General features: G+C 52.1%; 15 protein-coding genes. 2 read left to right on the top strand and 13 right to left on the bottom strand.

What is annotated here, in order from left to right; all coding sequences use genetic code 11:
- Positions 1–21: 21 nt before the first annotated feature.
- The 11 genes from BUC02_RS05035 to BUC02_RS04985 form a co-directional block, all read right to left on the bottom strand.
- Positions 22–1,392, bottom strand: coding sequence for a nucleotide sugar dehydrogenase (locus BUC02_RS05035; protein WP_073319485.1), 1,371 nt, complete (start codon positions 1,390–1,392; stop codon positions 22–24).
- 155 nt (positions 1,393–1,547) lie between these two features.
- Positions 1,548–4,280 carry a CotH kinase family protein gene (locus BUC02_RS05030; protein ID WP_254794108.1) on the bottom strand — a complete coding sequence of 911 codons (2,733 nt, stop codon included), beginning with the start codon at positions 4,278–4,280 and terminating at the stop codon, positions 1,548–1,550.
- Positions 4,281–4,411: 131 nt separating this feature from the next.
- Entirely contained in the window at positions 4,412–5,257 is an 846-nt protein-coding gene (locus BUC02_RS05025) for an EamA family transporter (protein WP_073319480.1), read from the bottom strand.
- 15 nt (positions 5,258–5,272) lie between these two features.
- Positions 5,273–5,650, bottom strand: coding sequence for a four helix bundle protein (locus tag BUC02_RS05020; RefSeq protein ID WP_073319477.1), 378 nt, complete (start codon positions 5,648–5,650; stop codon positions 5,273–5,275).
- A gap of 48 nt (positions 5,651–5,698) precedes the next feature.
- Positions 5,699–8,026, bottom strand: coding sequence for a lytic transglycosylase domain-containing protein (locus BUC02_RS05015; protein WP_083564396.1), 2,328 nt, complete (start codon positions 8,024–8,026; stop codon positions 5,699–5,701).
- An 88-nt stretch (positions 8,027–8,114) separates the two neighbouring features.
- Complete coding sequence (ptsP, locus tag BUC02_RS05010) at positions 8,115–9,935, bottom strand: phosphoenolpyruvate--protein phosphotransferase (RefSeq protein ID WP_073319474.1); 1,821 nt, start codon at positions 9,933–9,935, stop codon at positions 8,115–8,117.
- Positions 9,907–10,179: an HPr family phosphocarrier protein gene (locus BUC02_RS05005; protein WP_073319470.1), complete on the bottom strand. Its 273-nt coding sequence runs from the start codon at positions 10,177–10,179 to the stop codon at positions 9,907–9,909. Before BUC02_RS05005 ends, ptsP begins: the two co-directional genes overlap by 29 nt.
- Before the next feature lie 8 nt (positions 10,180–10,187).
- Positions 10,188–11,108 (bottom strand): MlaD family protein, encoded by a 921-nt coding sequence (locus BUC02_RS05000; RefSeq protein WP_073319467.1) that lies wholly within the window; start codon positions 11,106–11,108, stop codon positions 10,188–10,190.
- A gap of 82 nt (positions 11,109–11,190) precedes the next feature.
- Positions 11,191–11,844: a TrmH family RNA methyltransferase gene (locus BUC02_RS04995; protein ID WP_073319464.1), complete on the bottom strand. Its 654-nt coding sequence runs from the start codon at positions 11,842–11,844 to the stop codon at positions 11,191–11,193.
- Positions 11,841–12,908, bottom strand: a complete 1,068-nt coding sequence (locus BUC02_RS04990) for a hypothetical protein (protein WP_073319461.1) — start codon at positions 12,906–12,908, stop codon at positions 11,841–11,843. Before BUC02_RS04990 ends, BUC02_RS04995 begins: the two co-directional genes overlap by 4 nt.
- A gap of 2 nt (positions 12,909–12,910) precedes the next feature.
- Positions 12,911–14,446 carry a M16 family metallopeptidase gene (locus tag BUC02_RS04985; RefSeq protein ID WP_254794107.1) on the bottom strand — a complete coding sequence of 512 codons (1,536 nt, stop codon included), beginning with the start codon at positions 14,444–14,446 and terminating at the stop codon, positions 12,911–12,913.
- Between the two features lie 374 nt (positions 14,447–14,820).
- Here BUC02_RS04985 and BUC02_RS04980 point away from each other — a divergent pair, with 374 nt between their 5' ends.
- Together BUC02_RS04980 and BUC02_RS04975 are read left to right on the top strand one after the other, a co-directional pair.
- The gene (locus tag BUC02_RS04980; RefSeq protein WP_073319458.1) at positions 14,821–15,765 is read left to right on the top strand and encodes a glutamate--tRNA ligase family protein; all 945 of its coding nucleotides are present in this window, start codon (positions 14,821–14,823) and stop codon (positions 15,763–15,765) included.
- 69 nt (positions 15,766–15,834) lie between these two features.
- The gene (locus BUC02_RS04975; protein ID WP_073319455.1) at positions 15,835–19,932 is read left to right on the top strand and encodes a hypothetical protein; all 4,098 of its coding nucleotides are present in this window, start codon (positions 15,835–15,837) and stop codon (positions 19,930–19,932) included.
- 116 nt (positions 19,933–20,048) lie between these two features.
- On the opposite strand, the gene BUC02_RS04970 is transcribed toward BUC02_RS04975, so the two are convergent.
- Positions 20,049–20,453 (bottom strand): SPOR domain-containing protein, encoded by a 405-nt coding sequence (locus BUC02_RS04970; RefSeq protein WP_073319452.1) that lies wholly within the window; start codon positions 20,451–20,453, stop codon positions 20,049–20,051.
- A 64-nt stretch (positions 20,454–20,517) separates the two neighbouring features.
- Positions 20,518–25,191: a fibro-slime domain-containing protein gene (locus BUC02_RS04965; RefSeq protein WP_175549802.1), complete on the bottom strand. Its 4,674-nt coding sequence runs from the start codon at positions 25,189–25,191 to the stop codon at positions 20,518–20,520.
- Between the last annotated feature and the right edge of the window lie 301 nt (positions 25,192–25,492).

Genomic DNA, 25,492 nt, shown 5'->3' with positions numbered 1-25,492 from the left:
TTGAATCGAGTCCCATTTTCTTTACTCCGCTTTCCCCTTACCAATGCTAGACACTTCGAAACCGATCTTACGGAGCGCTTCGGCATCCAAGATATTGCGGCCGTCGAATACGAAGGCAGGCTTGGCCATGCCCTTGTAAATGCGGTTCCAGTCGAGTTCTGCAAAGCACTTCCATTCCGTGCAGACTACCACAGCGTGAGCGCCTTCGGCGGCCTTGTACGGATCCTCCTCGAACTGTACCTGATCAAGCACGTCCTTCAAATCGCGCTTGGCATCAGGGATAGCCTTCGGATCGGTAACGACCGGCAGTGCATGTTCGGCGAGCAAGTCGCGCACAACAAGGTTTGCAGGGCTTTCGCGAGTGTCGCCGGTATTTGCCTTGAAGGCGAAACCGAACACGGCAATTTTCTTGCTTGCAATCGTGTTGAACATGGTCTCGAGCATGCGGTCCACCACACGGTGGGTCTGCCATTCATTGATTTTCACCACCGATTCCCAGTAGGCAGCCACTTCGGGCAGTCCATAGTAGCCGCACAGGTACACGAGGTTCAAAATATCTTTCTTGAAGCAAGAACCGCCAAAGCCGATAGAGGCCTTGAGGAACTTGGGACCGATACGGCGGTCCTTACCCATCACGTAGGCAACTTCGTCCACGTCGGCGCCGGTCTTTTCGCAAAGGGCGCTAATCGAGTTAATAGAACTGATGCGCTGCGCCAGGAAGGCGTTAGCGGTCAATTTCGTGAGTTCGGAACTCCAAAGATTCGTCGTGAGGATTCGATCGCGCGGCACCCAGTGGGCATAAACGTCTACCAGCTTCTGGCAGGCGGCAAGGCCCGATTCCGTCTGGTGGCTACCGATCAGCACGCGGTCCGGTTCAAAAAGGTCGTTAATGGCGGTACCTTCGGCCAGAAATTCCGGGTTGCTGAGCACTTCAAAGTGCAGGCCCTTGTCGTTAGAGTTCAAGATTCGTTCCATGGCGGCAGCGGTACGCACCGGGAGCGTGGACTTTTCCACGATAATCTTGCCTTCATCGGCAATTTCCAGGATGTTGCGAGCCGTCTTTTCCCAGTACTGCAAGTCAGAAGCCTTGCCGGCACCATGGCCAAACGTCTTGGTCGGGGTATTCACAGAGACAAAGATAATGTCCGCTTCCTTGATAGCAGAGGGGATATCTGTGCTAAAGAAGAGGTTACGGCCACGGGCACGCTTCACCACGTCATCAAGGCCGGGTTCAAAAATCGGGAGGTTGTCGCTATTCCAGGCATCAATACGGGCCTGGTTGATATCGACCACAGTCACTTTCACATCGGGGCACTTGTCGGCGATAACAGTCATAGTGGGGCCACCGACATAGCCCGCGCCAATGCAAAGAATCTTGGTATTGTAACTCATAATGTGCCCAAATTTAGAAAATTACGCAATTCCTGACCTTGATTATAACTAAAGAAGGCACCGTTGTGCACACTCGTAAGGTTTATATTAGAACTTTCCGTTCACGGGGTGTTCGCTATAATACGAGGTGCTTGTTGCTCACACAGACCGCAACTTTACTTAAATACCGCGGTCAGGGCATCGATTTCACCCGGATTGACCGAACGCACCTGCTCCATTACACCATCGTTCCAACCCGCCCAAACGCCACCGACGGTTGGCTCGGCTTCGAGTGTCACGGGGAGTCCTTCAAAGAAATTCACCGCCAGCGGGTACGAATCTATTTTCAGTCCATGGACTTTTATGATACCCGGTCCGCTTACCGAAAGTGACAACGCAATCGGGCGACCCAGTTCAAAGTATTCGCGCAGTTCATCGTACACGACCTCCGGGCGATCCTTCGCAAAGCTCTTGATATCTTCAAGCTCTCGGTCCATTCTCGAAGCATTCAAACGCCAGCGTTTTTGATCGCGCGGAATTTCCGATTCGATTTCGGACATCATGCTTTCGATACGGGCCAGCACGCGCGCACTCGAGAAATTCATGTTCAACAGCACCGCCATGCGGTTTACGAACGCCGTACGGAACCCGGGATTTTCAAGCAGGCTCCGGAACAGGAACGTATACTCGGGGCCGTTTGGCCAAGAAGGCCCGTCTTCTGCCGCGGCGAATTCAAAGATATTGTTCGTGTATTCGCTATAGCCGTTACCCATTCCGAAATCCATGTCGTACAGGAACCATTTCCATTTCGTTTTCGGATTGCCGCTGCGCCATTTTTTCAGATTGTTGCCGGGCCAGTCGCGGTTATTCGCATACATTTCGGTCTGCATGTAATTCATGAAATTGTCAACGTCTATTTGCGACGATATATACGCATAATTCGTTTCATTTTCGAGGCTGTTCAATTCAAGCCACTCCATCAGCGCCACGTAATCGACGGCGGAGCCTGCCGACACGGAATTGTCCGCCTTGAGCAGGTCGATATTGTCCGGATTCAACCCGTAATGCGTTTCAAAATAGTATTCCGTCGAGCGTTCGCGAATGCTATGGATGCCATAGTATTCACCGTTATAGTACACCACCGCAAATCGCCCGCGCTGGTAATCCACACCCAGGCCTTCGCTAATCGAACTTGCCAGGCGGTCGCGAATGTAATCGTTACCGAAATTGCTTCCGTTATTACGCAAAATGAAAACCTTGAACTTGTCCAGCTCCGGAAATTCCGGGAACAGGCAATAACGCAAGCGCTTGTCGCCATACTTTTCGCGGAAGGTGATCGCGACCGATTTCTTGTCGTTCTGGCGGCTGTAATTTCCAAAAATCTTGAGACCCGCACGTTTCACGAACGCCGGCGCATTCACGCCCGGTTCCAAGAATTCCACCGTCACGGGGATTTCCTTGTCGAGCCAGTAATTCGCACCATAATGCGGAGCCTTGCTCTGCGCGAAATTTCCTTCCATGTAGATACCCGAATCCGGATCAAAAAGCGAATTCGGATCCGCTGTCAAGAGCACCACCGGCAAGGAATGTCTTTCGCCCAAGACATAAGTGCGCACCATTTCTTCGCCAGGGAGTTTTCCCGCCTCAAAAGAGGCACAGCGAATCGTCGTCGATGAATCCACCGCCAGCGAAACCGTCTCCGGAGAATCTGCCGTAGGCGCAAGGCCGCCCTTTTCGCAACGCACATTCGCGCCCTCAGGCAAGGCAATCACAAAAGGCTCCGCATAAAAACCTGATGACGGAATTTCTGTCAAAGTATCGACCGCCGGCGAACGCGACTGCACCACCGGTTGCGCCGCAAGGCCATAGGGCGAAGCTTCGCCAAAGCCAAAGCCCTGCGTGCCGTCGGCAAGCGTCCCGAAATTCCAGGTTTTTCCGACAGGCATTTCGGGGTACGCCACAGAATCCACAATCGCCGTATCCGCATTCAGCAAATACAGGCTCCCTCCCGACTCAGAAATCTTGAAGCCCGCATGCGGTTCATGCCCACGGTTACGGGCAATGTAGCTGAAAACCTTGACAGTCACTTCTTGAGACTCGTTCGCCTCGGGGCTCATGCGCGTGCCGTAAATATTCTTGAGGTCCGGGAACGTTGTCCCTGTCGGGAGTGGCATACGGTAAACCGTCGAAGAATCACCGGTTCCCGTAAGCACCATTTCATAGCCCTTCCAGTCATCGATATCGGGCTGCGTGAGCCTGAAAGACACCTTGCGATTCTTGGTAATGTAAGCCTGCATCAGGATTTCATTCGCCGCCGAAATGTCGAGCACATCGTCCTTGTCGGAACTTCCAGTGCCCACGAACACTGCAATCGAAGACCAGCCAAGCTCCTCGTTCTCGCCCAATCGCATCACGGCTCCAAAACGACTTTCACCATTTTCCTTAAAGCAGTTCTTTTTCTGACCAGGCAAGGGATCCGCATAGCTATAACCCGGCGGGTCGCTTTGGGAATCAGTCCATGTCCAGCAACCAGGTCCAATCATGTCAAGCGAATCATGCGGCAATACGTAATCAGGGTAATTCTTGCCCGACATGAACACCAGCAGAAACGCATTTGGTGCCATTTTCACATTCCCGAATTTCCACTTGAACGGTTCCGTTTTCGAATCGGTCAAATACAGGCCCGACAAATCTACCGTATCGGCCGAGGTATTGAAAAGTTCTACCCAGCCGGCATCACCACCCTCGTGGTCCTCATAAACGATATTGATCGGGTCAATCTCGGTAAACATGACCGGGCCACCCACAAACCGGAGCGTTACACTATCGGCAGCCGTAGAATCATTTGCAGGAACATCCTGTTCAGACTTGGAAGAACTCGACGAATCATCGGAACATGCCGAGAACATCAAAAACGACAGCAACAATATGCAAGAGAACGACCCTCCGGCCTTACGAACTAAAGACGAGAAAAAACGCCAACACACCATGTATTGAATATATATTAAATCGCCTACAATCGGCGAATAGTAAGATATTCTTAAAGTTGTTGTTTAATCTTTCTTCTAGGGCGGCGCACAATGAACAGGCATGCACCAATCAACACAAGGGTCACCGAAATCACCTTGCCCATCGGGAACGTTTCCGAAAATACGAGCACGCCGGCCAAAGTCGGCACCGCAGCGCCAACGGCCGCGCTGAACGGAATAATGAACAGCGCGCGACCGCGGGAGAACGATACCTGCGAATACAAGAAGGCTATGCCATACGTCGCAATGTAGCCGAGCGTCCTAAAATCCAAAAGCAAGTTCGCAATCGAAGAAAGTTCGATATGGTCCAAGTCAAAATCCATCGCGAGACTCTTATAGAATGCTGCCGAAAGTCCAAAACCCACACCCATAATCAAGGAGTCGACCATTTCGCGATCCTTGACCCACAAATGCGCCAGCAACGTCACGGCACTCAGCCCGCCGGCGTATGCCCACAGCATTCCGACATTCTGGACCGCCGTCGATCCGCCCAGGTTTTCGACAGAGTACAACAGGCCAGCCACCACAAAGCAAATCGCGATCACAATGCGCTTGGTCAAAGCCTCTTTCAAAATGCAAAAGCCCATGAGGGCGGTAAGCACCGGATTCAGGACCATCATGGGCTGCACCTGGCTCAAGTCATAGCGGGCCATGGCAATGTAGTAGCCGAGCGTGGCAAGTCCCGAACAGCAAATGCCAAGCCACCAGAACTTGTTGGTGACAACACCCTTGAAAAATTCCCAAGGCTTCGAAGTACCGCCCGTGCGCTTGCCCACCGCAGACACGCCCGATTTCTCGAGAATGTTCCCGCAAGCAAAAAGGAACGCCGGTCCTATTGTAAGGAGAAGAAAGAGCATAGCAGTTGGTAGAACTTAGTTGGTAGAACTTAGAAATTTTCTAGAAGTAGGTTTTTCTAATCCATGCAACATCTTAATAATTTCATTTAAAGCTACTATAGAGGTTTGAACATCTTCATCATTTAAATAACCAAGATTTTTACAAATCAAAAGTTGAGTTTCCAACTCTGTTGCTGAACCTCTGGCAACTCTCATGAAAAAAGATTTTTCATTTTGATTATAACGACCACAGCCTTCAGCAATATTAGATGGTATAGAAACAACAGCCCGCCTCATCTGATCTGACAATGCGTAATTTTCTTCCCTAGGCAATTTTTTTACAAGGCCATAAACATTCGTAGTCAAAGACATAGCCTTTTGCCAAACAATCAATTTCTTATAATTCGATTCCATACGTATATAGAACGGTTGTTCTAAAATCTAAGTTCTAAGCTCTAAGTTCTATAACCCATCATAGATTTCCTGGTAAATCCAATAATTCCCCATGACGCGCTTTACGTAGTCGCGGGTTTCCCAGTAGCTAATGTCTTCGGCGCGCACATCCCAGGACTTGCCTTCACCAGCCGCCTGCCAGCGCTTGGTGGGCTTGGGACCTGCATTGTAGTTACCCAGCACATACATGTAGTCGTCGTTATATTCGGCCTTCAAGTCCACCAAGTAGCGGATACCCAGGCGAATGTTCATGTAGGCATTAAACAGCTGACGCGGCTCGAAATTCGGGATGCTTTCTTTTTCGGCAAGCATCTTGCCCGTTGCAGGCATAATCTGCAAGAGTCCGCAGGCACCAGCCGGCGACATGATTTCAAAATTGAAAATCGATTCCTGGCGCATCACGCTGTATACAAAGAACGGATCGATGCGGTCACCCGAATGGAACTTGACCTGGTCCATATACGGAACAGGGAACAGGTAATGCAGCACGTCGATGGGCGGCGCCATCAGGCGGCGTCGATCGATATTGTTCTGGAACTGGCGAGCGAGGCGATACCCGGCAGCGGTTTCGCCCATTTCGTAGAAGAGTTTGCCGTATTCGTACAAGAAATCCAGACGTTTCGCGTTCTTCTTGCGGGCTTCGTCGTAAAGGGCAAAGGCTTGATCGCTAAAGCCGTACTGGAACAGCGTGCGAATGCGGTTGTAACGTTCCGGATTGTAAGTCGTATCGGGCTTGCCCACCTTCTGCGAGGCACGCACCCAGGCAAGCGTCTGTTCCGGAGCCATGCGCACGCCGTGTGCATACGGTACATCCTTTTCATCCATCAGCTTGTATTCCACCAACTTCATGCGGCTGCGGTGAGCATAGTAGGCCAGCGGGAAATCGCGAATACAGTCGAGGTAAGCTTCACGGGCCAAGGAGTCCTTTCCGATTTTCATGTAGGCATCGCCCAGGAACATGCGGGCGCCGCTTCCGCTCCACAGGAACGGCTCCTTGGTCGCCTCAATCAGCGCCGGAATCGCTTCATTCCACTTTTCCTGTTTGAAGTACACAAAGCCAATACGGAACTTGGCCCACTGGCGCTTGATATTATTCTTAAAGCGTTTGTGCGAAAGAGTCCTGTAGCAGACAATGGCGCTATCGTACTGTTCCTTCTGTTCGTATTCGAAGCCCTTCACCCACAAGTTGTTGGCGTTTTCCTTGCTGAACTGGTTTGCATCTTGCAAGGCGGCATCCATCTTGCGGATTTCCTTTTCGTAACGGGCGGCGTTATTGCGGTACAGGCGCAGAATCGACTGCATCCACAAGGGGCGCGCTTCTACAGAATCCAGCAGGAACTTGAACTGCTTAATGGATTCATCATCGCGCTTGAGCGTGCGCAATGTCACTGCGCGCTTTTCCCACAAGGCAATACGGGTTCCCATATCCAAGGAGCTCGGCGCAAGCTTTTTCTGCAGCGAATCTTCGGGCGGCGGGAGCGCCGCCTCCGGCGAAAGCGAGACAAGCACCGAATCCAGAATGCGAATGGAATCCAACAGAGTCAGGCATTCGTTGGCATTATCTTTGGCGCAAGCCATCCTGGCATAAGCCACCTTTTCTTCCAAAGTCTCGGGAGCGCCACGCACCTTGCGCAGCCTACGGATGGCAGCGAAAGCGGAATCCTTGTAGTTAGAGGCACTCGTCAGGAGTCTCAGGTAAATTCGCTTTGCCTCTTTCATCTGCTTGAACTGTTCCAGATACTGGGCATAGCGATAACGCAAAGCCGCCGCATCGTCGGACTTCGGGTACTTTTCCACGAAAACCTTCAACGAATCCGCATGGGCGCGGTCACTCAACGTAGAGTCAGCCATCGCCGCCTCAATGCGTAACCTGGATGCAACGCGGTCAAAAGAAGCATCCTGGTCCAGATTCTTGTACAGTCCCAGCACCACGCGCATATTCTTGTAGTCACGCAGCTTGAACAGGCACTTGGCCATTCTCAAAATCACGGAGCCATCCAACAGGGCATCGCGACCACGCAGGGAATCGTAAGCGAAGTAGGCGCTGTCCCACCGTTCCTTGTAAAAGAACTGGGCCGCACGTGCAAAGTCGCGGACGTTCTTGGGCTGTGCCTTGTCTTCGCTCAAAGCCTTCAGGCGGTCGTAGCGCACCACCACATCCTGGAACTGCGAGGGCGGAATCTGTTCCAGGGACTCGTACGGATTCGGGGGCGTAAACGGCATCGACGCAATCAAGCTATCAGTCGCTTGCGATGGTAGCGGACTCGGCGCCACAGACGTAGAGCCAGCGAACACGCACACGCCTAAAAACACAACCAACAAAACAATCCTACACATATTTTCTCCTAAAGTCTGCCGCAAGGACCTTCGGTCCTTCAAGCAGGGAGCGTTACCGCAAACCGATTCTGCGATAGGCTCATTCCGTCTATTTCTTACTGCTGTCCACCTGACCCACAAAGCTGGAGATGCCCAAGTCGCGAATCGTCTGGGCATACTTGCCACGCATAAAGGAGTTCACGCTTTCCGCATCATCCATCTGCAACACCGTCAGCGCAGAATCGCGCACATCTTCGAAGTTGATCGAGCGAATAATCTTCTTTGTGGACATCACGCTCCACGGAGTCATCGAGAGTTCGTCAACTCCAAGGCCAACCAGCAACAGCACGCTCAACGGGTCCGCACTCATTTCACCACAAACCGCCACAGGGATTCCTTCGCGGTGTGCCGCCTGAACCGTCTGGTAAATCATGCTGAGCACTGCCGGATGGTGAGGCTGGAACATGTCCGTAATCAATTCGTTCGTACGGTCCACGGCAAGCGTAAATTGTACAAGGTCGTTCGTACCGATGCTAAAGAAGTCCACTTCTTTGGCGAGCTTGTCGACAATCATCACGGCAGCAGGCACTTCAATCATCACGCCGATTTTCACCTTCGCGACTTTCTTGCCGGCCGCTTCCAGTTCCTTTCGACACTTGACAATGCATGCCTTGGCGCGACGGAATTCTCCCATGCCAGAAATCATGGGTAACAACAGCCGCAAGTTTTCCTTGGTGTTGGCAAGGAGCAAGGCCTTGAGTTGCGTACAGAAAATATCTTCGCGGTCCAAGCACACGCGAATGGAACGCCAACCCATAAACGGGTTCGATTCGTTCACTGCCGTAATGCCACTCACCAGCTTGTCGCCGCCGGCATCCAGAGTACGGATCGTCACCGGGCAGGGGTACATGGTTTCAAGAATGTAGCGGTACGCGTCGCGCTGTTCATCCTGAGTGGGAGCGTCGTTTCGCAAGAACAAAAATTCAGAACGGTACAGGCCGATTCCCGTCGCACCGAAGTCGGTCACCTTTTCCGATTCCGACGGAAGTTCAATGTTGGCGTGCAGGGTAATGTACTTGCCGTCGCGGGTCATCGGCTCCAGCTGGCGCATCGTGAACAATTCACGGCGCTGCCTTTCGAAGACTTCTTGCCTTTCGTGGAAATCCTTGACGTCATCCTGGTTCGGATTGATAATAACCTGGCCGCTCGAGCCGTCGACAATCACCGTATCGCCGGTCTTGACCTGGGCCGCAAAATTTCTAAGGCCAGACACCAACGGTATCTGGAGCGAGCGAGCCAAAATGGCCACGTGGCTCGTGCGGCCACCGGTATCCATCGCAAGCCCCGCCACCTGGCCGGGCTTGATCGACATCAAAAGGCTCGGTAAAAGTTCGTGCCCGACAAGCACCACTCCGTCTTCGGTAGCCACGTCCTCGAGCACCGGTCCGGAATCTTCCATGGCCGCCATCAAGCGGTTGTACACGTCCCTCAGGTCGGCCGCCTTGTCGCGCATGGCCGGCGAGTCAATCTGTTCGAACTTGTCGATGTAGGCACCCAAGACCACATGCACCGACCAGCGGGCATTCTTGTGTTCCTTGCGGACCTTGTCGATTACCCCGTTGATCAAAGTGGGGTCCTGTAAAATCATCAGGTGAGTCGCAAAGATTAGGCTGTCCTTCATCCCGGTGCGACTTTCAGAAAGTTCCTTGATCTGTGAAACTTCCTTGACCGTCTTGTGGACCGCCTTCAAGAAAAGCTGTTCTTCGTCCGCAAGTCGGCTCTCGGGGAGAGTCTCCTCCACCACCGAAATCTTCCGGTTCGTGACCGGAAAAACACATCCCATGGCAAAGCCCGGGGATGCAGGAACGCCCGTCATAACAGTACGGACGTGTTCCGGCTTCTTAACAGGGTTCTTCGTTGAAGTGGTCATTAAACAGACTTTCCAACTGAGACGCGACCTGTTCTTCGTCTTCGCCATCAATTTCGAATTTGACTTCGGAACCTGCAGGAATAGCAAGCATCATCACATTCAAGATGCTCTTGGCATTCGCCTTCGATCCCTCGAACACGATGGATATATCGCTCTTGGCTTGGCCGGTGATATCGACTATCATTCCGGCGGGCCTTGCGTGTATCCCCAACTTGTTTGTTACCACCAATGCTTTTTCGATCATTGTTTTCCTCAGAAAAAATCCACGTTGATGTCTAGACCATCTTGTAAAATAATGCGAACCAAGCTATCCGCCGAATGAACGGTCTTGACCAGGTCGTCATGCAGGGTGCGGTCGTTCAGCAAGATACCCACCGTGTTGTCCTTGGATTCAATCTTCTTCTGGACCTTCACGACGAGTTCATCCAAATGAGTTGTCACTTTTTCCAGTTCGCCCAGCAACTTGTCGGCGTTGCCCATCACCTTTTCGGTGTTCGCGAACATGTTGTCGATCGGCGGTTTCACGCCATCAATCAAGTTATTCACCTTGACCGTCACCTGGTTCAAGCCTTCAAGGCTCTTCCTAAGCTGCGGGTCAGCCGTATTCAGCATCACAAGCACGCGGTCTTCCAGCTTTTCTGCCTTCACGAGCAAAGTCTTGAAGCGTTCCTGGAATTCCGGGTTCACAATCGTCTGGTTCAAAGCCTGCTTGACCGATTCCAGCAGCACCTTCGTCGAGTCGCAGACTTCACCCACAAGACCAAGAGCTTCGGCGATACCGGCATCGAACTGGCCTGTAATGGTATCGCCCGGGGCAAAGTAGCTCGTCGAATCACCCAGAATCATACCAATCTGGCGTTCGCCCATGATACCGATGTTCTGCACGCGAATTTCGGAATCCTTGGGGATTTTCACGTCGGTGCGGAGTCTAATGGTCACCACCACGCGGTGGCCGGCCAAATCGATCGATTCCACCTTACCGAGCTTCACACCGTTTACCTTGACGGGGTCATCGAGCACCAGGGTACTCACCTGGGTAAACCGCAGATAATAGGTGTTAAAGGTTTCGCGAGGGTCCTTCTCGTTTAAGAAGAATATTCCAAAAACAAGAATAATCAGGGCTAGGATGACCACCAAGCCTACTGAAAAATAAAGAGCCGAATACTTTTTCATTTGGGTTTTAATCTAGCATTTTTTGTATGCTATACAGAAAAAGCTCTCCGAAAGAGAGCTTTTAAAACCGGATTTATGGGGGCTATTCGTCAATTCGAACAATCGGACTGTTGTTCTCGATGCCATTCACATGGCGATCCAGCCAGTCCAAAAGCAAGGCATCGCGTTCTTCCTTCGGGAGCAAGAACTTTTCGCGGCCCACCTTCTGCATATAAACGTCCAAATACGTCATCAAGACGCCTCCTGCCACCGACACGTTCATAGATTCGGTAATGCCGTACTGGGGCAGTTTGAATTCGTAGTCTGCATGGGCGAGCGTATCGGGGTGATTCCCATGGAATTCACTACCCAGGTAAAAGGCGGTGGGCTGGCTCAAGTCCAGATCCAGAACAGAATTCGTGGTATTCGTGCTGGCCACGGCAATCTTGTAACCCTTGGCGCGCAATTTTTCCATGCACAGCATGCGCTTCTTGTAAAGGTACAGGCTCATCCACTTGTAGCTACCTTTCAGAATGGACTTGTTCACGCTATAGGCGTTGTCTTCTTCGATAATGTGGACATCCTGCAAGCCGAACACTTCGGCCGTACGGATCACGGCAGAAATATTGTGCGGGTCGAACAAATCTTCGAGCACCATGCAAAAATGTCTCGTACGGCGGTCCACCACAGACGTCAAAAGTTCACGACGGCGTTCCGTCACGCGTTCCAAAAGGGATTCCAAAGTTTCGTTCGTCATTTCTTTTCCTTAATAACCTGAAGGTCCTTTACCATAATAGGCACCGCCTGCATATCCTGTTCCCGCTTTTGCTTACGTGCTTTCTGCAAGCGTTCAAAATCGCCAAGTTCCCAATGAGCGCCGTTTACGACTTCTTCGAAATCCAAAACGTACTGCACGTTTTCATCGGACTTGAGAGCAGCACTCTTGAGCATGGGTTCCTTATTGCCGCTAAAGTACATTCCCGACGCTTTCTTGATATCGTTCACAATCTGCTCGATTTTCGTGTTCACGACACTTCTGAACACCTTCATCTGCATAATGGAATTGAGCACCGAATTGCCCGGGAACACGATTGCAGTTAACTTGTACTTAATAATCTTGCCCGGCATCGGGTCCATGTCCAAGTAGGCGATTGCCGTTCCGTGGAGAGCCCACTTCAAAATTTTTGCATGACCGTACCCAAAGAACAAGTCGCGCATGCCAAGCTTTTGACCGGCGCTGTCCTGCAAGGCCCAGTAGAATTCGCCCGAAAGGCTACGGCCATTGCTACCGTTAAAGAACCGTCTGTTCGGGTGCGTGTATTCAAGCACGTAGTTTTCGTCGAGATAGGCGTTTATCAGCTGCGCCGTAAACGGCATGTTGTCGAACAAGTACTTGATAACGTTTTCATCAAGCGGAAGCGTTCCCGCATAAGTGTATTCCACGCGGTACTGGCGTCCGAGTCTCGCATAAATTTCAGGAACCATCGGGGCCTTGGGGTCGGCCTTGTATCCGCGACTTGCCAGTTCCTTGTAAGGCTTGCAGAATTCGTCGTCGTACTTGACCTTGGGCCATGGTTTCATGTCATCTTCAAAACAGCCTTCGAACACCTGGTTCATGCAAATCTTGAGCCCAGAACAAAGCGAGCGCAAATCATCGTTGCTGCCCAGTTTCTTGCGCAGGTTATCATGCATGCGCACCTTCACCATGGGGTCTACCGATACGGCATAGTTCGCCGCAGGATTGTCACCAGCAAAAGAAACCGAAATGCTCAAAAGCATTCCCGCAAGCACACCCCCTGCAATACGGCTTAGCCACGACATGATTATCTAAACTCCAGACTGTCCTGAGGTATAACGGTGAAGGGTTTAATCGATTCCAATTTCGAAACGGGAGCAACAATCGAGGTGGTCATTTTATCCATGTCAAAATATTTCTTGACCATCGCCTTCACTTGGTCGGCAGTCACGGCATTGATTTCTTTCACGTATTCCAGGTAGTGGTCGTAAGACTTGCCCAGCAGTTCGCCCTTTGCAAAAATCACGGCAGTCGCCTCAGGGCTGTCAAACAGGCTCGGCAGGCTTTCGATCAGGGATTTCTTAGCCTGTGCAAGTTCTTCTTCAGTGGGTCCCTGTTCGGCAAATTCGTTCACCACTTCGCGAATCAGCTTCAAGGCGAATTCCACCGATTCCACCTTGGTCTGCAGCGCAATGGTCACCATGGCCGTGTCGCGGTAGTCGTTACCCACCGAGCTGTACACGCTGTAGGCAAGGCCTTCATCACTACGCACACGGTTCATCAGGCGGCTCGTAAAGCTGCCGCCGCCCAGAATAAAGTTCGCCACCGCCGCCGGATAGTAATCCGCATGGGGCCTACGTACAAAGGGCTGGTTCATCGAAATGTTGGCCTGCGTGATATCCTTATCGACCACATAGATTCCGGGCTTTCTTACAAACGTAAGCGGAGTCGGTTCCTGGAACGGATTCTTGGCATCTTTCTTTACGTTCTTTGCGACGGCGGCATTCCAGCTTTCAAAGAATTCCTTGAGCATCACGACTGCAGAATCCTTATTCACGTCGCCCGAAAGAGCGAATATGATACGTCCGTTGGCATACACGCCCTGGGCCAAGCGTTTCAGGTCAGCCACCTTTACCTTCTTGTAATCGTCGGCATTGGCGTCCCACAGTCTCGGGTTCGGAGCGTAATTCACCTTGGAACGGAGCGCCGAAAGCACTTTTGCCGGAGTATCGTAACGGCGGTCGTAGGCGGTCAAGAAATTCGCCCGCATAATTTCGAACTGGTCCTTGTCAAAGGCGGGAGCCGTCAGCACCTGCTTCGAAAGAGCTAGCATATTCGGGAAATCCTTGGATAGGCAGTCGATATCGAAAGACGCTGTAAAAGTCCCCACCGAAGAAGAAATTCCGGCACTGATAAATTCCAAGGAATCGTCCAAAGCCTTGGCCGAAATTCCCCCGCCGCCACCACGACGCAACAGGCCACCCATTATAGACGTAGCCGCTTCGTCCTTAAGTGCCAACGGAGCCCGGGGCTGTTCGAAATAGACCGAGAAATTCACCAGCGGCAGGCTCCTGTCGCTCACGATATAGCCCGAAATGCCCGGAGCAATTTCTACGCGATAATCCTTCGGATAGGGAGCCACATACTTGTACTCCGGAAACTGGATATCCTTGTAACTTGCGGGAATAGCGGGCTCAGCCTTTTTTTCAACGGCGGGAGTCGCCACCGAATCCGCCTGCGCGACAGCCGGAGCCGGCTCCGTCTGCGGTTCCGGCGAACTAGAACAAGCCCACAAAGCAAATGCAGTCGCTACCGACGCAACCATCGAAAAGAGAACTTTCAAATCAAACTTCATCATCATGAAAGATAGTAAATCGGCATATAAAACCACACGGATTCGAAATGCCTAACGGCATTTCTCATAAAAAATAAATATTCAACCAATTAAAACTTGATTTCACACTAAAAATCTATGAAAAACAAGAAAACGCGTTAGCGTTTTCCAATAAATGCGCAAGGCGAGTGTTGCAGGACTGCTTGCAGGCCTATAACCGAGCCGAGCATTTAACGCCGTTGGCGTTCGTGGCTACGGTTATGCCATAACAGAAAACAAGTTTTCTGCTGCGTCATAACCTTGCACACTTTTAGTACTTTAGTACAATCCGTGTGGCTCTAAAAAAAGCTCTTGACGCGCAATTCTTTTCTATCTTTCGCCACATGCCAGGCATCATCCGTTTTGCACCGAGCCCTACGGGCTTTCTACACGAAGGGCACCTGCTTTCCGCCCTTTACGTGTACGCCGCCGCAAAAAAATGGGACCTCAAAATCCACCTGCGCATTGAGGACCACGATCAAGGCCGTGCCCGCAAGGAATATATCGAAGGCATCCGCGAAGATCTCGCCTGGTTCGGCTTCAAGTACGACAGCGAAAGCATCCAGAGTTCGCATTTTGACTTTTTCCAGAAAGTTCTCGACAAGCTCACCGCCAATGGCCTCGTTTACCCCTGCACCTGCAGCCGCAAGCAATTGCAATCCGAAAACCCCGTAAGCGAAACCGGCGAAGTCATTTACCAAGGCAAGTGCTATAACGAATTCAGAATTCGGAATTCAGATTTCGGAGTAAAAAATTCTAAAGTGCGAACTCCGAACTCCGAATTACCGCACAGCCTACGGGTGGTTATTCCAGACAAAGTAATTAACTGGCACGACGAACGCCTCGGCGACTTCGCCGAAAATCCGAAAAAGCAATGCGGAGACTTCCCTATCCGCGACCGCGAAGGCTTTTGGACCTACCAATTCGCCGTCTGCATCGACGACCTCACCGAAGGCATTACCCACATCGTCCGCGGCGAAGACATCCGCAATTCCACCGCCCGCCAGATAGCGCTTTCCCAGCTGATTGCCGACACCTGCCAGGGCGACCAGGCCCTTGCTATTCCCCCGTACACGCGAGCGCTGTATTTGCACCACCCCCTCATTGTGGATTCCGGCGGCAAAAAGCTTTCCAAGCGCGAACACGCCTATAGCCTCCGCCAAGACAAGGACAGGGGTAAAACGCCCCAGGAACTCCTTGGGCAAATCCTCTACAAAGCGGGATTTTTGTCCAACAATACCCCGACAACGTTGGAACAGGCGATAGCGACCGTCGCAGAGCGTCTATAAGCACGCCTTTTTTGCCCCTTTTTAATCACCTAATTCCCCAACCAGCAATAAATTAGGTATATTCAAGGTATGTCTTCACCTTCTGCTATTGTCGCCAAAATTCGGCAAGAAGCCGCCCTCTTTGACTCCAAAGACCGTTTACTCAGTTTTTCGACCAAGAACGACTTTCAGTCTCCCCTGATTACCGAAGCCGGAGACCTCTTCTACGAAAAATGGGTACAGGCTCAAGGGCCGCTTCCCCTGGAATCCTTTTTCCAGGTTTCCCAGAATTTTTCGGCGCAGCAAAAGATTACCGCCCTCGACACGATTTCGGCGGTACTCCGCCAAAAACTCGACGATCTCGGTGAGACAGACCTTTACCTGCTTCTCGGCTTTTTAAAGTGGGACGGCAACGCCCTTGCCCCGAGCCTCCTGGTTCCGCTCGACTACGACGCCACCAAGGGCACGGTTACCATTTCCAAGCGTACCCCCATCGAAAATATCGTTTTGCGCGAGCGCCTCAAAGACTCCATCGCGCTCCCCACCGCCGAAGACGCAATCATCAACGGCAAGTTCAGCCTGCTTCTGTACTTTTCACAATTTGAAAAAGCCATAGCTTGCGAACGCAACTGGCGATTCACCCGCCACGGGCTTTGCCTCGGTTTTTTCAATACCAACCTGCTCGCCCTCAAGAAACGGTTCAGCAAGGGCTTTTCCGACAAGTCTATCGACGGAAACCCCATCCTGGCATCCCTCCTTCGCAACGAAGGCTTCCAGACCCAGGAATCCCTTTTCGAAGAGCAGGATTTCGACAATGTCTTCTCGCCCGCCGACCACCATTTCCTTTACACCACTGATTCGCATACGAATAAAGTGACGGTGGATGCCGAAAACGAGAACGCCTGTGCATACGCAATCCAGACGCTCCCCGGCACCGAAAAAATAAAGGTGGCCGCAAACATTGTCGCCGACGAAATCGCCCAAGGTAAAAAAGTCCTAGTTGTCCACAAGCGCGCCGTTACCAAGCGTGCCTTCCAGAACGCCTGGCGACCGCCCTTCCGCAGTTTCCCGAACAGCGACAGAAGTGCACTCGAACAGAAAGTCCGCGCCATGCGCAACGGTTTTCTGGAATACTACAACGCAGTCAACAAGCCCATTCCGCCCACCAACGTGGTGCTTTCGGACTTGCTACGCGAATTCAAGGACGTAAGACCGCCCAAGAAGAAGTTCCCCGACCGCATTTTCCGCGGTATCGCCCAACTGGACTTTGACGGCTACCAGGAACTCAAGAAAGATCTCCAGATTCTGTCGGAGCTCTATTTCGACAAGAAGGGAGTCGAAGCCCGCAAGGCCTTCCGCGGCGTAAAGATTTCAAGCCTTTCGCCCGAACAGCAGCAAGCACTTTCCGAAGAGCTACGCTGCGCTGCAGAAAGCGCCCAGAAACTCGCCCCGATTATCCAGAAAATGGAATCGACCGGGCTCTTCCCCACCGGCATATTCCTGTCGGGCATGATCGACATCCTCGAACTGCTGCGCGACAACTTTGACGAAAAAACGCCTACGTTCGAAGACTGGCAACTGCGCAGCCACAACTGGACCGCCTACAGGGACACCCTCATGCACCTCCCCGAAGCGGGCGACCAATGGGTGCGGTACCGCAGGCAGACCTCGGACATTTACACCGACAACGCCGTCGACGAAAACATCCAGAACGCGCGCGACGACTTCGCCGAATGCCAGAACATTTCTCTCAAGGGTCTTTCGGAACGCTACCGCACTTCGCGCAAGCGCCTCATGCAGGTCATCCGCAAGCCCAAGACCGTCGACTCCGACGCCAAGCTCCTGGACTTGATCGACACACTCCTCGAACTGCAGGCAAACAAGAAAACTTACAAGGAAAGCGCCGTACTCGGCAACCACTTGCTCGGACGCGACTGGCACTTCGAAGGTTCCAACTGGGTCGAACTCAACCAGAAGATTCAGTATATCTACAACTTCCGCGACCAGCACCAAGACGACCCCAGGTTCGACCTGTTGTTGCAGCTGCTGGAACAGTGGCACAACTTCAAGGACTTGCAGCCGGAACTTTCGAACCTCTGGAATTCCGTCATCGAGCTCCAGACATCGATCAAGCAAATCAACAAGGACCTGGATCTCGAGACTCCGCTCGAAAGCCTGAGCATCGAAAAATGGCTCGGCCAGATCCAGGTATGGAACGACAACTGGAGCCACCTCGACATCCACCTGCAGCTGACAGCCCATCTCAAGAAGATGGAAGGCTACTGCAACACGGCCCTCATCGAATACCTCAATGATCCCGAAAACGCAGACGCCGACTTCAGCAGCGCACTCGCCCATTACTGGACCGGCGCCCAAATCCAGGCTGCCACCAAGGAATGTCCCGTGCTCTTCTCGGAATCGCCAAAGACCAAGGCACAAAAGAGCAAGGAATACCGCTCGCTCCTAGACCAGTTCTGCAGCGCAAACTTCAGGGAACTGCACAGCGCCGTCGATGCCGACCCAAGCGTTCTTGTTGTCGAAGAACTTTCCGACGCCCTCAGCATCCCCGAAAAGCAGACCTTCGACATTTCGATTATTCTTGACGCCGACGCCATCTCGCTGGTCGAAGCCTTGCCGATCCTGCTTGCCGCACCCAAGACCATTCTCATTGGCGACCCGCACAACCCGAGTCACGACAACCTGCCGATCGACGCCTTCCACGAAGAAGCTGTCACGCGCAGTGCCTTCTTCCAAGAAAGCATTCTGACAGCGGCTCTACGCCAGGGCGCACCGACTAGGGAACTCTGGTTCACCTCGCAGTACGGCGACCCGGCAATCGTCACGTTCGCCAACGAACGCATCTACAATCACGGAATCAAGCAGTTCCCGCCCCCGAACAACGAAATCTTCAAGGGGATTTCGATCAAGGAAGTTTCCGACAAAATCGAAACGATCGCGCTTACGGCTATCCGCCACGCAGAGCGCCATCCCGAAAAGACTCTTGGTATCATTGCATTCCACCAGTCTACCTGTCAAGAAATCGAAGACGCTATTCGCGCCAGACTTGTTGCAGGCACCCCTGCAGCCGCCTTCTTTACAAGGCCGAACGCAGACATCCGCTATTACGTCAAGACGCCCGAACGCGCCGTGGACCAGTTCCGCGACACCATTCTCCTTTGCATGGAAGCCGAAGGCGCCGGTGGTCTCGACCACAAGATTGCAGTCTGTTCGACACTTGCCAAGCGCGAACTCCGCGCCTTCATTACCGAAGCCGACCTTGCTAAAATCGCATCGCAAAAGAATTCGCTCTTCCGCGAATGGCTCAACTTCTTGCAGTCCAGACAATACGACCCCGTGGTCGACATCGAACCTGCAGACTCCCCGCTCCGCAGCGAAGTCATCGAAGCCCTGAAGAACGAAAACATCCTGGTGCAGGAATATTCTTCAAAGGGAGGTATTCCCGTGGGCCCGGTCGTTATCGACGCAAACAACCCCACGCATTTCCTGGCGCTTATCGAAGACGATTGCACCACGGAACGATTCCGCGATTCTATCGAAGACCGCGACTACGTGCGCCCGCAGATTCTCAAGCAGCTCGGCTGGAAGGTCATGAACCTTTGGCTGCCGTTCTGGTACATGGCCAACAAGGACGAAGTCGGACACCTTCTCGCAACGCTCGCTATCGAACAGAGTGTGGCACCCCCGCCCACTGTCGAAACCGACGAAGACGACGGTTCCGAAGTGTTTGACGCCGCCTCGAAACCCATGACAGAACCATACGTGGTCCAGCATCCGAAAATCGAAGGCACGGCCCACGACAAGCCCATCGCAGAACTCCCGACTGCAGCAATCATTACGCAGCTCAAGTTCTATGTTGATTCGGAAGCCCCGATCCACGAAGAAATCTTGAAACAGCGCGTTCTGGAACTGCATCATGTCGACAGGGCAGGCCCCGTGCTCCAGAAAGCGCTCACCGAAGCAATCCTCCAGGGTTTGCAGAAAAAACGCTTTATCAAGACCGGGCCGTTCTACTACTCGCTCAAGGCCAAGGATCTGGTGGCACGCAACCGCGCAAACCGTCCGGACTTTGAACGCAAGCTCGCCTACGTGGCGCCCGAAGAACGCGCCCTCATGCCGCAGAGCATGGACGAACACGCCATCAAGCAGGCTATGGGACTGTTAGAATAATTTGTAATGCGGAATGTGATGTGTGCGTGCGGCTTCGCCGCAATGCGCAAAGCGCGATGTGGAATGACAAATGTGGAATGAATAATTTCACATTCCACATCTCACACTACACATTCTTACTTCACTTTTACTACGAAAGCTGTAATGTTGTAGGCGGACAGTTCGCGAGCCTTGTCCTCGGCGGCCTTCTTGTTACCCCAGCCACCGCCACGGAGCTTGTAGAACGGGGCGTCGAACACCACCTGGACCGCATAGCCGGTGCTTGCAGAAAGCTGGGCGCGGCGACGCTGGGCGGCATCGAAATCAGCCACCGATTCAAACTGGAGCATGTAGTAGCCGTCAGACTTGGAAGCCTTGGCAGCGGCCTTCGGCATAGCATCGTTCTTGGTGCTAGCGCTATCGCGCAGGGAGGCGTTCAAAACAGGTTTGTATTCCTTGCCGCGGAAAAGGGAATCCAAATCGGTCGGTTCAGCGGCAAAGGCCAAAGCGCAAAAACTAATAACAGCTAAAATCTTTCGCATGTCATAAATATAAAAAAAGGAACGGATTTTATCCGTTCCCTTTTCAAATCTGTCCTTCAGATTCCTAGTTGCTAGAAGCCTTCAGGTAATCCGTCACAGGCTTCGGCGAGCGCTTGATGCCCCAGACAGATGTGCTTTCCTGCTTAGCTTCCTTACCGGCAGAACCGAGCTTCACGTAGGAATTGAGCTTCACGATGTAAGCACCGGTACCCACCATGCGGCCCTTGTCGGAACGCATGTTCCAGCCGATGAAGAAGTTACGGTCGTTGCCAGCATCGGTGCAAAGTCCACCGTTGAAGTACTTTTCAGAGTTCTTGCTGTCATCGCAGTAAATCTTCTCGCTCTTGCTAGCCACGAAGCCACCGAGGTTCGTGTAGTACTGGACTTCGTAGTAGAAGAAGATGTCACCAGGTTCAATTTTCTTGCGTTCTTCTTCGTCGAGACCGTTGAACAGGGCGTACATGTCAGCCTTGACAAAGTGACCCGGCTTACCGCCTTCAGCAGCCATGACTTCGTTCTTGGTCATAGTTGTACGGTAGGCGTTCACAGTCACTGCAGGCACCTTGTCGCCAGACGGACCGTTAGCCGTAGAAGCGAACTTGTTTTCGATCACGGCGATTTCAGCGTCACCCGTGACTGGCACCCACATAGACGGGAGTCTCTTCGTTTCGTTGTAACTCGTCGGAGAGTTCCAGTAGTAAGCCGCATCGGAAACAGCACGGAGCGTGTCACCACCCAGGTTCGTCAAGTCAGTCGTATCGGACCAGAAGATGTTGGACAGGTCACCGCCCAAGCGAACGTAGTCACCCACGTGCGGAGAAACACTACCGCGCAGGTACATGTACTTGATACGGCCTTCGCCCTTGGCGGCACCCAAGGCAGGTTCGTTCTGGGCAGTCACCTTGGCAGAGGTATTGCCCAAAGCAGACACGAAGCGGTTGGATTCCGGCAGGTCGATTGCAGAATTCAAGTAGAAGTCCAGAGCGTCCTTCCTATTAGAGGTCGTAACAAGCTTAACCGGTTCAGACATGATAATCACGAGGCTATCGTAGTCAGTCAGGTCATCACCATTCTTGATGGTACGCACTTCGGCACGCAGCGGCACCGGAGCCATACGGTCGGTCAAGGCACCGGCAAAGCCCTGCTTCACCTTCTTACCCTTGTCTTCGAAGATTGCGTAAGAATGGACCTTACCCACGCCAGCCGTCTTGACGGCTTCGGAGAGTGTGAGGCCACCGATTGTAATCAGGTTGGTGCAGTAGCCAGCCGTTCCGTTGTATTCGACCAGGCTAGAGCAATCGATGTTGGACGTAGACACTTCCACCAACTGGTTGCAGGTAATGGAGGTATCCTTCGGAATGGTAGAATAGCCATCCTTATACGGGTTATGATTTTCTGCCGAAGCGGAATCCCACATCACGCAAAGCTTGGTCGGCAGGGAGTCCTTGTGAATCGGGCGGTCATAGTAAATCGCAATGGAGTCACCGATACCATCGAGGTATTCCTGGGACATACTGAAGTACGGGTCAGGAATCTTGTGTTCCAGCGAGGGGGTCTTGCCCTTCACGTCGAACACGTCAGCCAAGACCGGGTACGGGACCGGAGGATCGCGGAAGTAGATCGGGTTGTAAACGGCCTGCACAAAGTCGTTGTATTCGGCAACGATGGTTGCGGGGCTGTGGATAGAAGGATCCGTATCCCAGCGATACTTGGTCAGCGAACGAATAGAAATCGTGGCATAGCCATTTTCAAAGGTGTAGACACTGTCGATGAACTGAATCTTCGGAGAGGTCTGAGAACCCATGTGAATCTTGAGGCCATCGCATTCAGTCAAGCAAGCACTATAGCTACCGTCTTCATTGGGCTTGAGCACGGCGAGGTACAGGTCGTACACAGAGCCGACCCAGTATTCATCATAAGAACCGTCGGAATTCGGAGTCTGGCCCTTGACGGACTTGGCGCTTGCGCCTTCTTCCGGAATCTTTTCGATGAACGTAATCTGCGGCAAGTAGAAGCTGATCGACACGGTATTTTCACGGCCCGTTACACCCACCTTGAAGGACTGAATGGAATTGGTCATGTTGTCCATGTCAATCGTCGCATAGAGAGTATCGACACCGGATTCACCGATAATGCGCTTCTGGCCAGAGGCGAGCTTTACGCGAGCCGTAGAACCATCGGCCAAGGTAGAATCGTAGTAAAGTTCCAGCACCTTGTCGTAGGAGAGCGTGTATTCGACACCGGCAGCATCCTGCGGGAAGATTTCAACGCCCTTTGTATTGCCTTCGCCAGGAGCCACAGAAGACACATAGACCGGGATATATTCGCCAGCCATAGCGGTGGTCTGCAGGTTGTACTTGCCACCCGGAATATCGACACCGTTCGTATCCTTGGCGACACCGTTAGCATAAATCACGTCCACTTCGCCACTCATACGGAAGGTAGCCACCTTCTTGGACTTGCCGTCAATGTTCACGAACAACGTGTAACGGCCGCCACCCAAGCACATCTTATCCTTGTCCACCTTCGGAGCAGTCAAAGAGGTCAAATCGACACCGCACTTGTACACACCCGGAGTAGTGACATTTTCAAAACCCGGCACCGGTTCAGAAGAAGCGAGGTTTCCGTTCACGAGGGTGTAGGAAATATTCAAGCCGGCATTCTGAATTTGATCACCGCAATAGGTTTCTTCCTTGTCGTCACCCGTCATGGCAGCGGCGCAAGAACCGTCACCCGACTTGGTGTAGCAAATATTGTAAGAGGTTTCGGCCGGGTTCTGCTTGTTCTTGGTACCCTTCACGTCAATAGCGGTCTTCTGCATAATGTACATGTTCGTCTTGATACGCACGTTACTCATGGTGGTACGGCGGTCGCAGAAGAAGATATCGAGGTCATACTGGTTACCGGCAACAAGTTCGCCGCTCTTGCCCTTGAATTTATCCAGGTTCACATACCCCGGAGCGGCCAAGTGAGTACCACCGAGATCCACAGCAAGTTGGTTATCGATGAACACCCAAATGTCATCGTCGCCGCGGAAGTTGAACTTCAGGCCCGGCTTGTGGGTGAACTTGGCATGGGATTCAAAGCAGAACTGCTGGTTACGACCACCGGTACCCTGAGCATTTTCCTTAGACGTCCAACGCGGAGCGCCCTGCTGATTTCCTGTAGGAGCAGTTTCCGTTCCATCAGCAAAGAAAGCCCAACCCTTCGGGGCATCGTTCGGGCAGCTCCATCCGAAGACGCAATCATTCGGGGCCGCCATACTAAAGTGTTCCCTAACAACAGTTTCAGTTCCTTCGCCATCGGCAAAGAGACCATCGCACTTGATACCGCCATCCCAGCCCGGACCATTACAAAGAACGTCAATTGCAGGAATTCCTTCAGTCGGATCTTCAGCACGGAGAACCGGTCCATAGAATACCGGACCTTCAGCCGTACGCTTGGTGCGGGCTTTAGCCACCGGAGTCTGAGTCGGGTCAGCTTCGAGAATGGTCGCATCCGTCGTCGCTTCAACCGGGTAGAAACCACCCTGCACAGACAGTCCCGGACTAGTATAATAGTCAGAGTCAAATTCCCACTTACCATCGTTGGAACGATGGAACGGCATATCGAAGCAACTCTTTTCGTTCACGCCCTGGGTATAGTTGAACAACTGGTTAAAGTACTTGTCATCCATAAAGCACTTCTTACCAGCGGAAGACAGCTTAGGCTTTCTTTGAGACTGCGGAACAGTTTCATCAAGAGTCGATTCCACAATGCCCGGAGTCACACCGATACAAGCGTTAATAGCTGCAATAGCCGTTTCTTTGTTAACACCCTGCGCTGCTGTGCCCGACATTGCCTGGCAGCCTTCGCCACCCTGGGACCAACAAGAGAACGCCGGGTGCAAGTCAGCATCTGTATCGTAAATAATAGCAGCCATGGTGTAAGAGCAGTTGCCTTCAATGCCATCCACTTCGGCGGCGCTATAGTAGTAACCGTCGTCATTGGTCTTCTGTTCTTCGTCCGGAACAAAGAACAAGGAGTCCACCATGTTGAAAATCATGCCCAAGGCAATCGGCTGGGCCGTGGCAGCGGTTTCCCAGTTGCCGTTCACGCCAATCATGTCTTCGCGTTCAGTATCGTCATCACGGAAGAGCACCACGTTGTCCGTGATTTCTTCGTTGAAGAACACGTAGGAATACCATCCGCACATGCCATCCACGGCCTTCATCGGCTTACCGGTCTGGCCGCCATCCGTACTGAGCATCGGCACGGCAGACATCCACTCTTCATAGTCAGGCGGAATCATTACAAAGAAATACTTTGCGTCAGGCGGATTTTCGCTGATCACAGGCTTTTCCGGATCCGTCGGATTCGGGAAAATGTAAAGGTCACCCGTCTTGCTACAAGGAATACCGGCATTCTGAGTACAGCTAGCCTTGTCGTATTCAATGTTCGTAATGCCTGGCTTCTGGCAGTAGTCGTTGTTTGCCGAGGCAATAAAGAACGTGGTGTCTTGTCCCTGAGCAATAAGGGAGGACGAAACAGTCCACCAGCCATCGGCTTGTTTTTTAAAGGGAACAAACTTGCCACCACCGGCGGCATAAGCTTCTGTCCAAGATGCAGGGACCTGCAAATAAACGGTACCTTCGGCACAAACCTGACCGTTCAACGCAAAAGCGCTCTGCACTCCTGCGAGAAGCAGACAAACACCCAACGCCCACTTGACCAGGAGGTTCATTTTGTTCATTTTCATTTTAGTTTCCATCGATGGTTTTCCTTCCAACATAGAATGGCAAAAAGGCAATCCTTTTTTGAAATGCCATAGACCGCCCTCAAATTTACTCTTTTTTGCGGAAAAAGCCAATTTATTTTTTTCGATTTTTTGTGAATTTTTAGTTCCTTTTGTGTACAAAAACTTATAAAAACGAAACTTCGTGAGTTTTGTCACAAGAAAAACAGCTAGTGTAAAATTATGTTTTCAACGTAAGGGTGTCAAGCCTGATCCATATAAAAAAGGAATGGATTGATTCCATTCCTTTTTTTAGCCATAAGTC

Source organism: Fibrobacter sp. UWOV1, from assembly GCF_900142495.1.
GTDB lineage: Bacteria > Fibrobacterota > Fibrobacteria > Fibrobacterales > Fibrobacteraceae > Fibrobacter.
Note: the sequence above shows the minus strand (reverse complement) of the source record. Positions and strands in the feature narration are given on the sequence as shown.

What these genes read in the sequence shown, in the direction of transcription:
- BUC02_RS05030 (WP_254794108.1), bottom strand. Translation starts at nt 4,280, where the DNA reads ATGTTCTCGGCATGTTCCGATGATTCGTCGAGTTCTTCCAAGTCTGAA.
- BUC02_RS05000 (WP_073319467.1), bottom strand. Translation starts at nt 11,108, where the DNA reads ATGAAAAAGTATTCGGCTCTTTATTTTTCAGTAGGCTTGGTGGTCATC.
- BUC02_RS05020 (WP_073319477.1), bottom strand. Translation starts at nt 5,650, where the DNA reads ATGGAATCGAATTATAAGAAATTGATTGTTTGGCAAAAGGCTATGTCT.
- BUC02_RS05025 (WP_073319480.1), bottom strand. Translation starts at nt 5,257, where the DNA reads ATGCTCTTTCTTCTCCTTACAATAGGACCGGCGTTCCTTTTTGCTTGC.
- BUC02_RS05015 (WP_083564396.1), bottom strand. Translation starts at nt 8,026, where the DNA reads ATGTGTAGGATTGTTTTGTTGGTTGTGTTTTTAGGCGTGTGCGTGTTC.
- BUC02_RS04975 (WP_073319455.1), top strand. Translation starts at nt 15,835, where the DNA reads ATGTCTTCACCTTCTGCTATTGTCGCCAAAATTCGGCAAGAAGCCGCC.
- ptsP (WP_073319474.1), bottom strand. Translation starts at nt 9,935, where the DNA reads ATGACCACTTCAACGAAGAACCCTGTTAAGAAGCCGGAACACGTCCGT.
- BUC02_RS04995 (WP_073319464.1), bottom strand. Translation starts at nt 11,844, where the DNA reads ATGACGAACGAAACTTTGGAATCCCTTTTGGAACGCGTGACGGAACGC.
- BUC02_RS05005 (WP_073319470.1), bottom strand. Translation starts at nt 10,179, where the DNA reads ATGATCGAAAAAGCATTGGTGGTAACAAACAAGTTGGGGATACACGCA.
- BUC02_RS04965 (WP_175549802.1), bottom strand. Translation starts at nt 25,191, where the DNA reads ATGAAAATGAACAAAATGAACCTCCTGGTCAAGTGGGCGTTGGGTGTT.
- BUC02_RS04970 (WP_073319452.1), bottom strand. Translation starts at nt 20,453, where the DNA reads ATGCGAAAGATTTTAGCTGTTATTAGTTTTTGCGCTTTGGCCTTTGCC.
- BUC02_RS04980 (WP_073319458.1), top strand. Translation starts at nt 14,821, where the DNA reads ATGCCAGGCATCATCCGTTTTGCACCGAGCCCTACGGGCTTTCTACAC.
- BUC02_RS05035 (WP_073319485.1), bottom strand. Translation starts at nt 1,392, where the DNA reads ATGAGTTACAATACCAAGATTCTTTGCATTGGCGCGGGCTATGTCGGT.
- BUC02_RS04990 (WP_073319461.1), bottom strand. Translation starts at nt 12,908, where the DNA reads ATGTCGTGGCTAAGCCGTATTGCAGGGGGTGTGCTTGCGGGAATGCTT.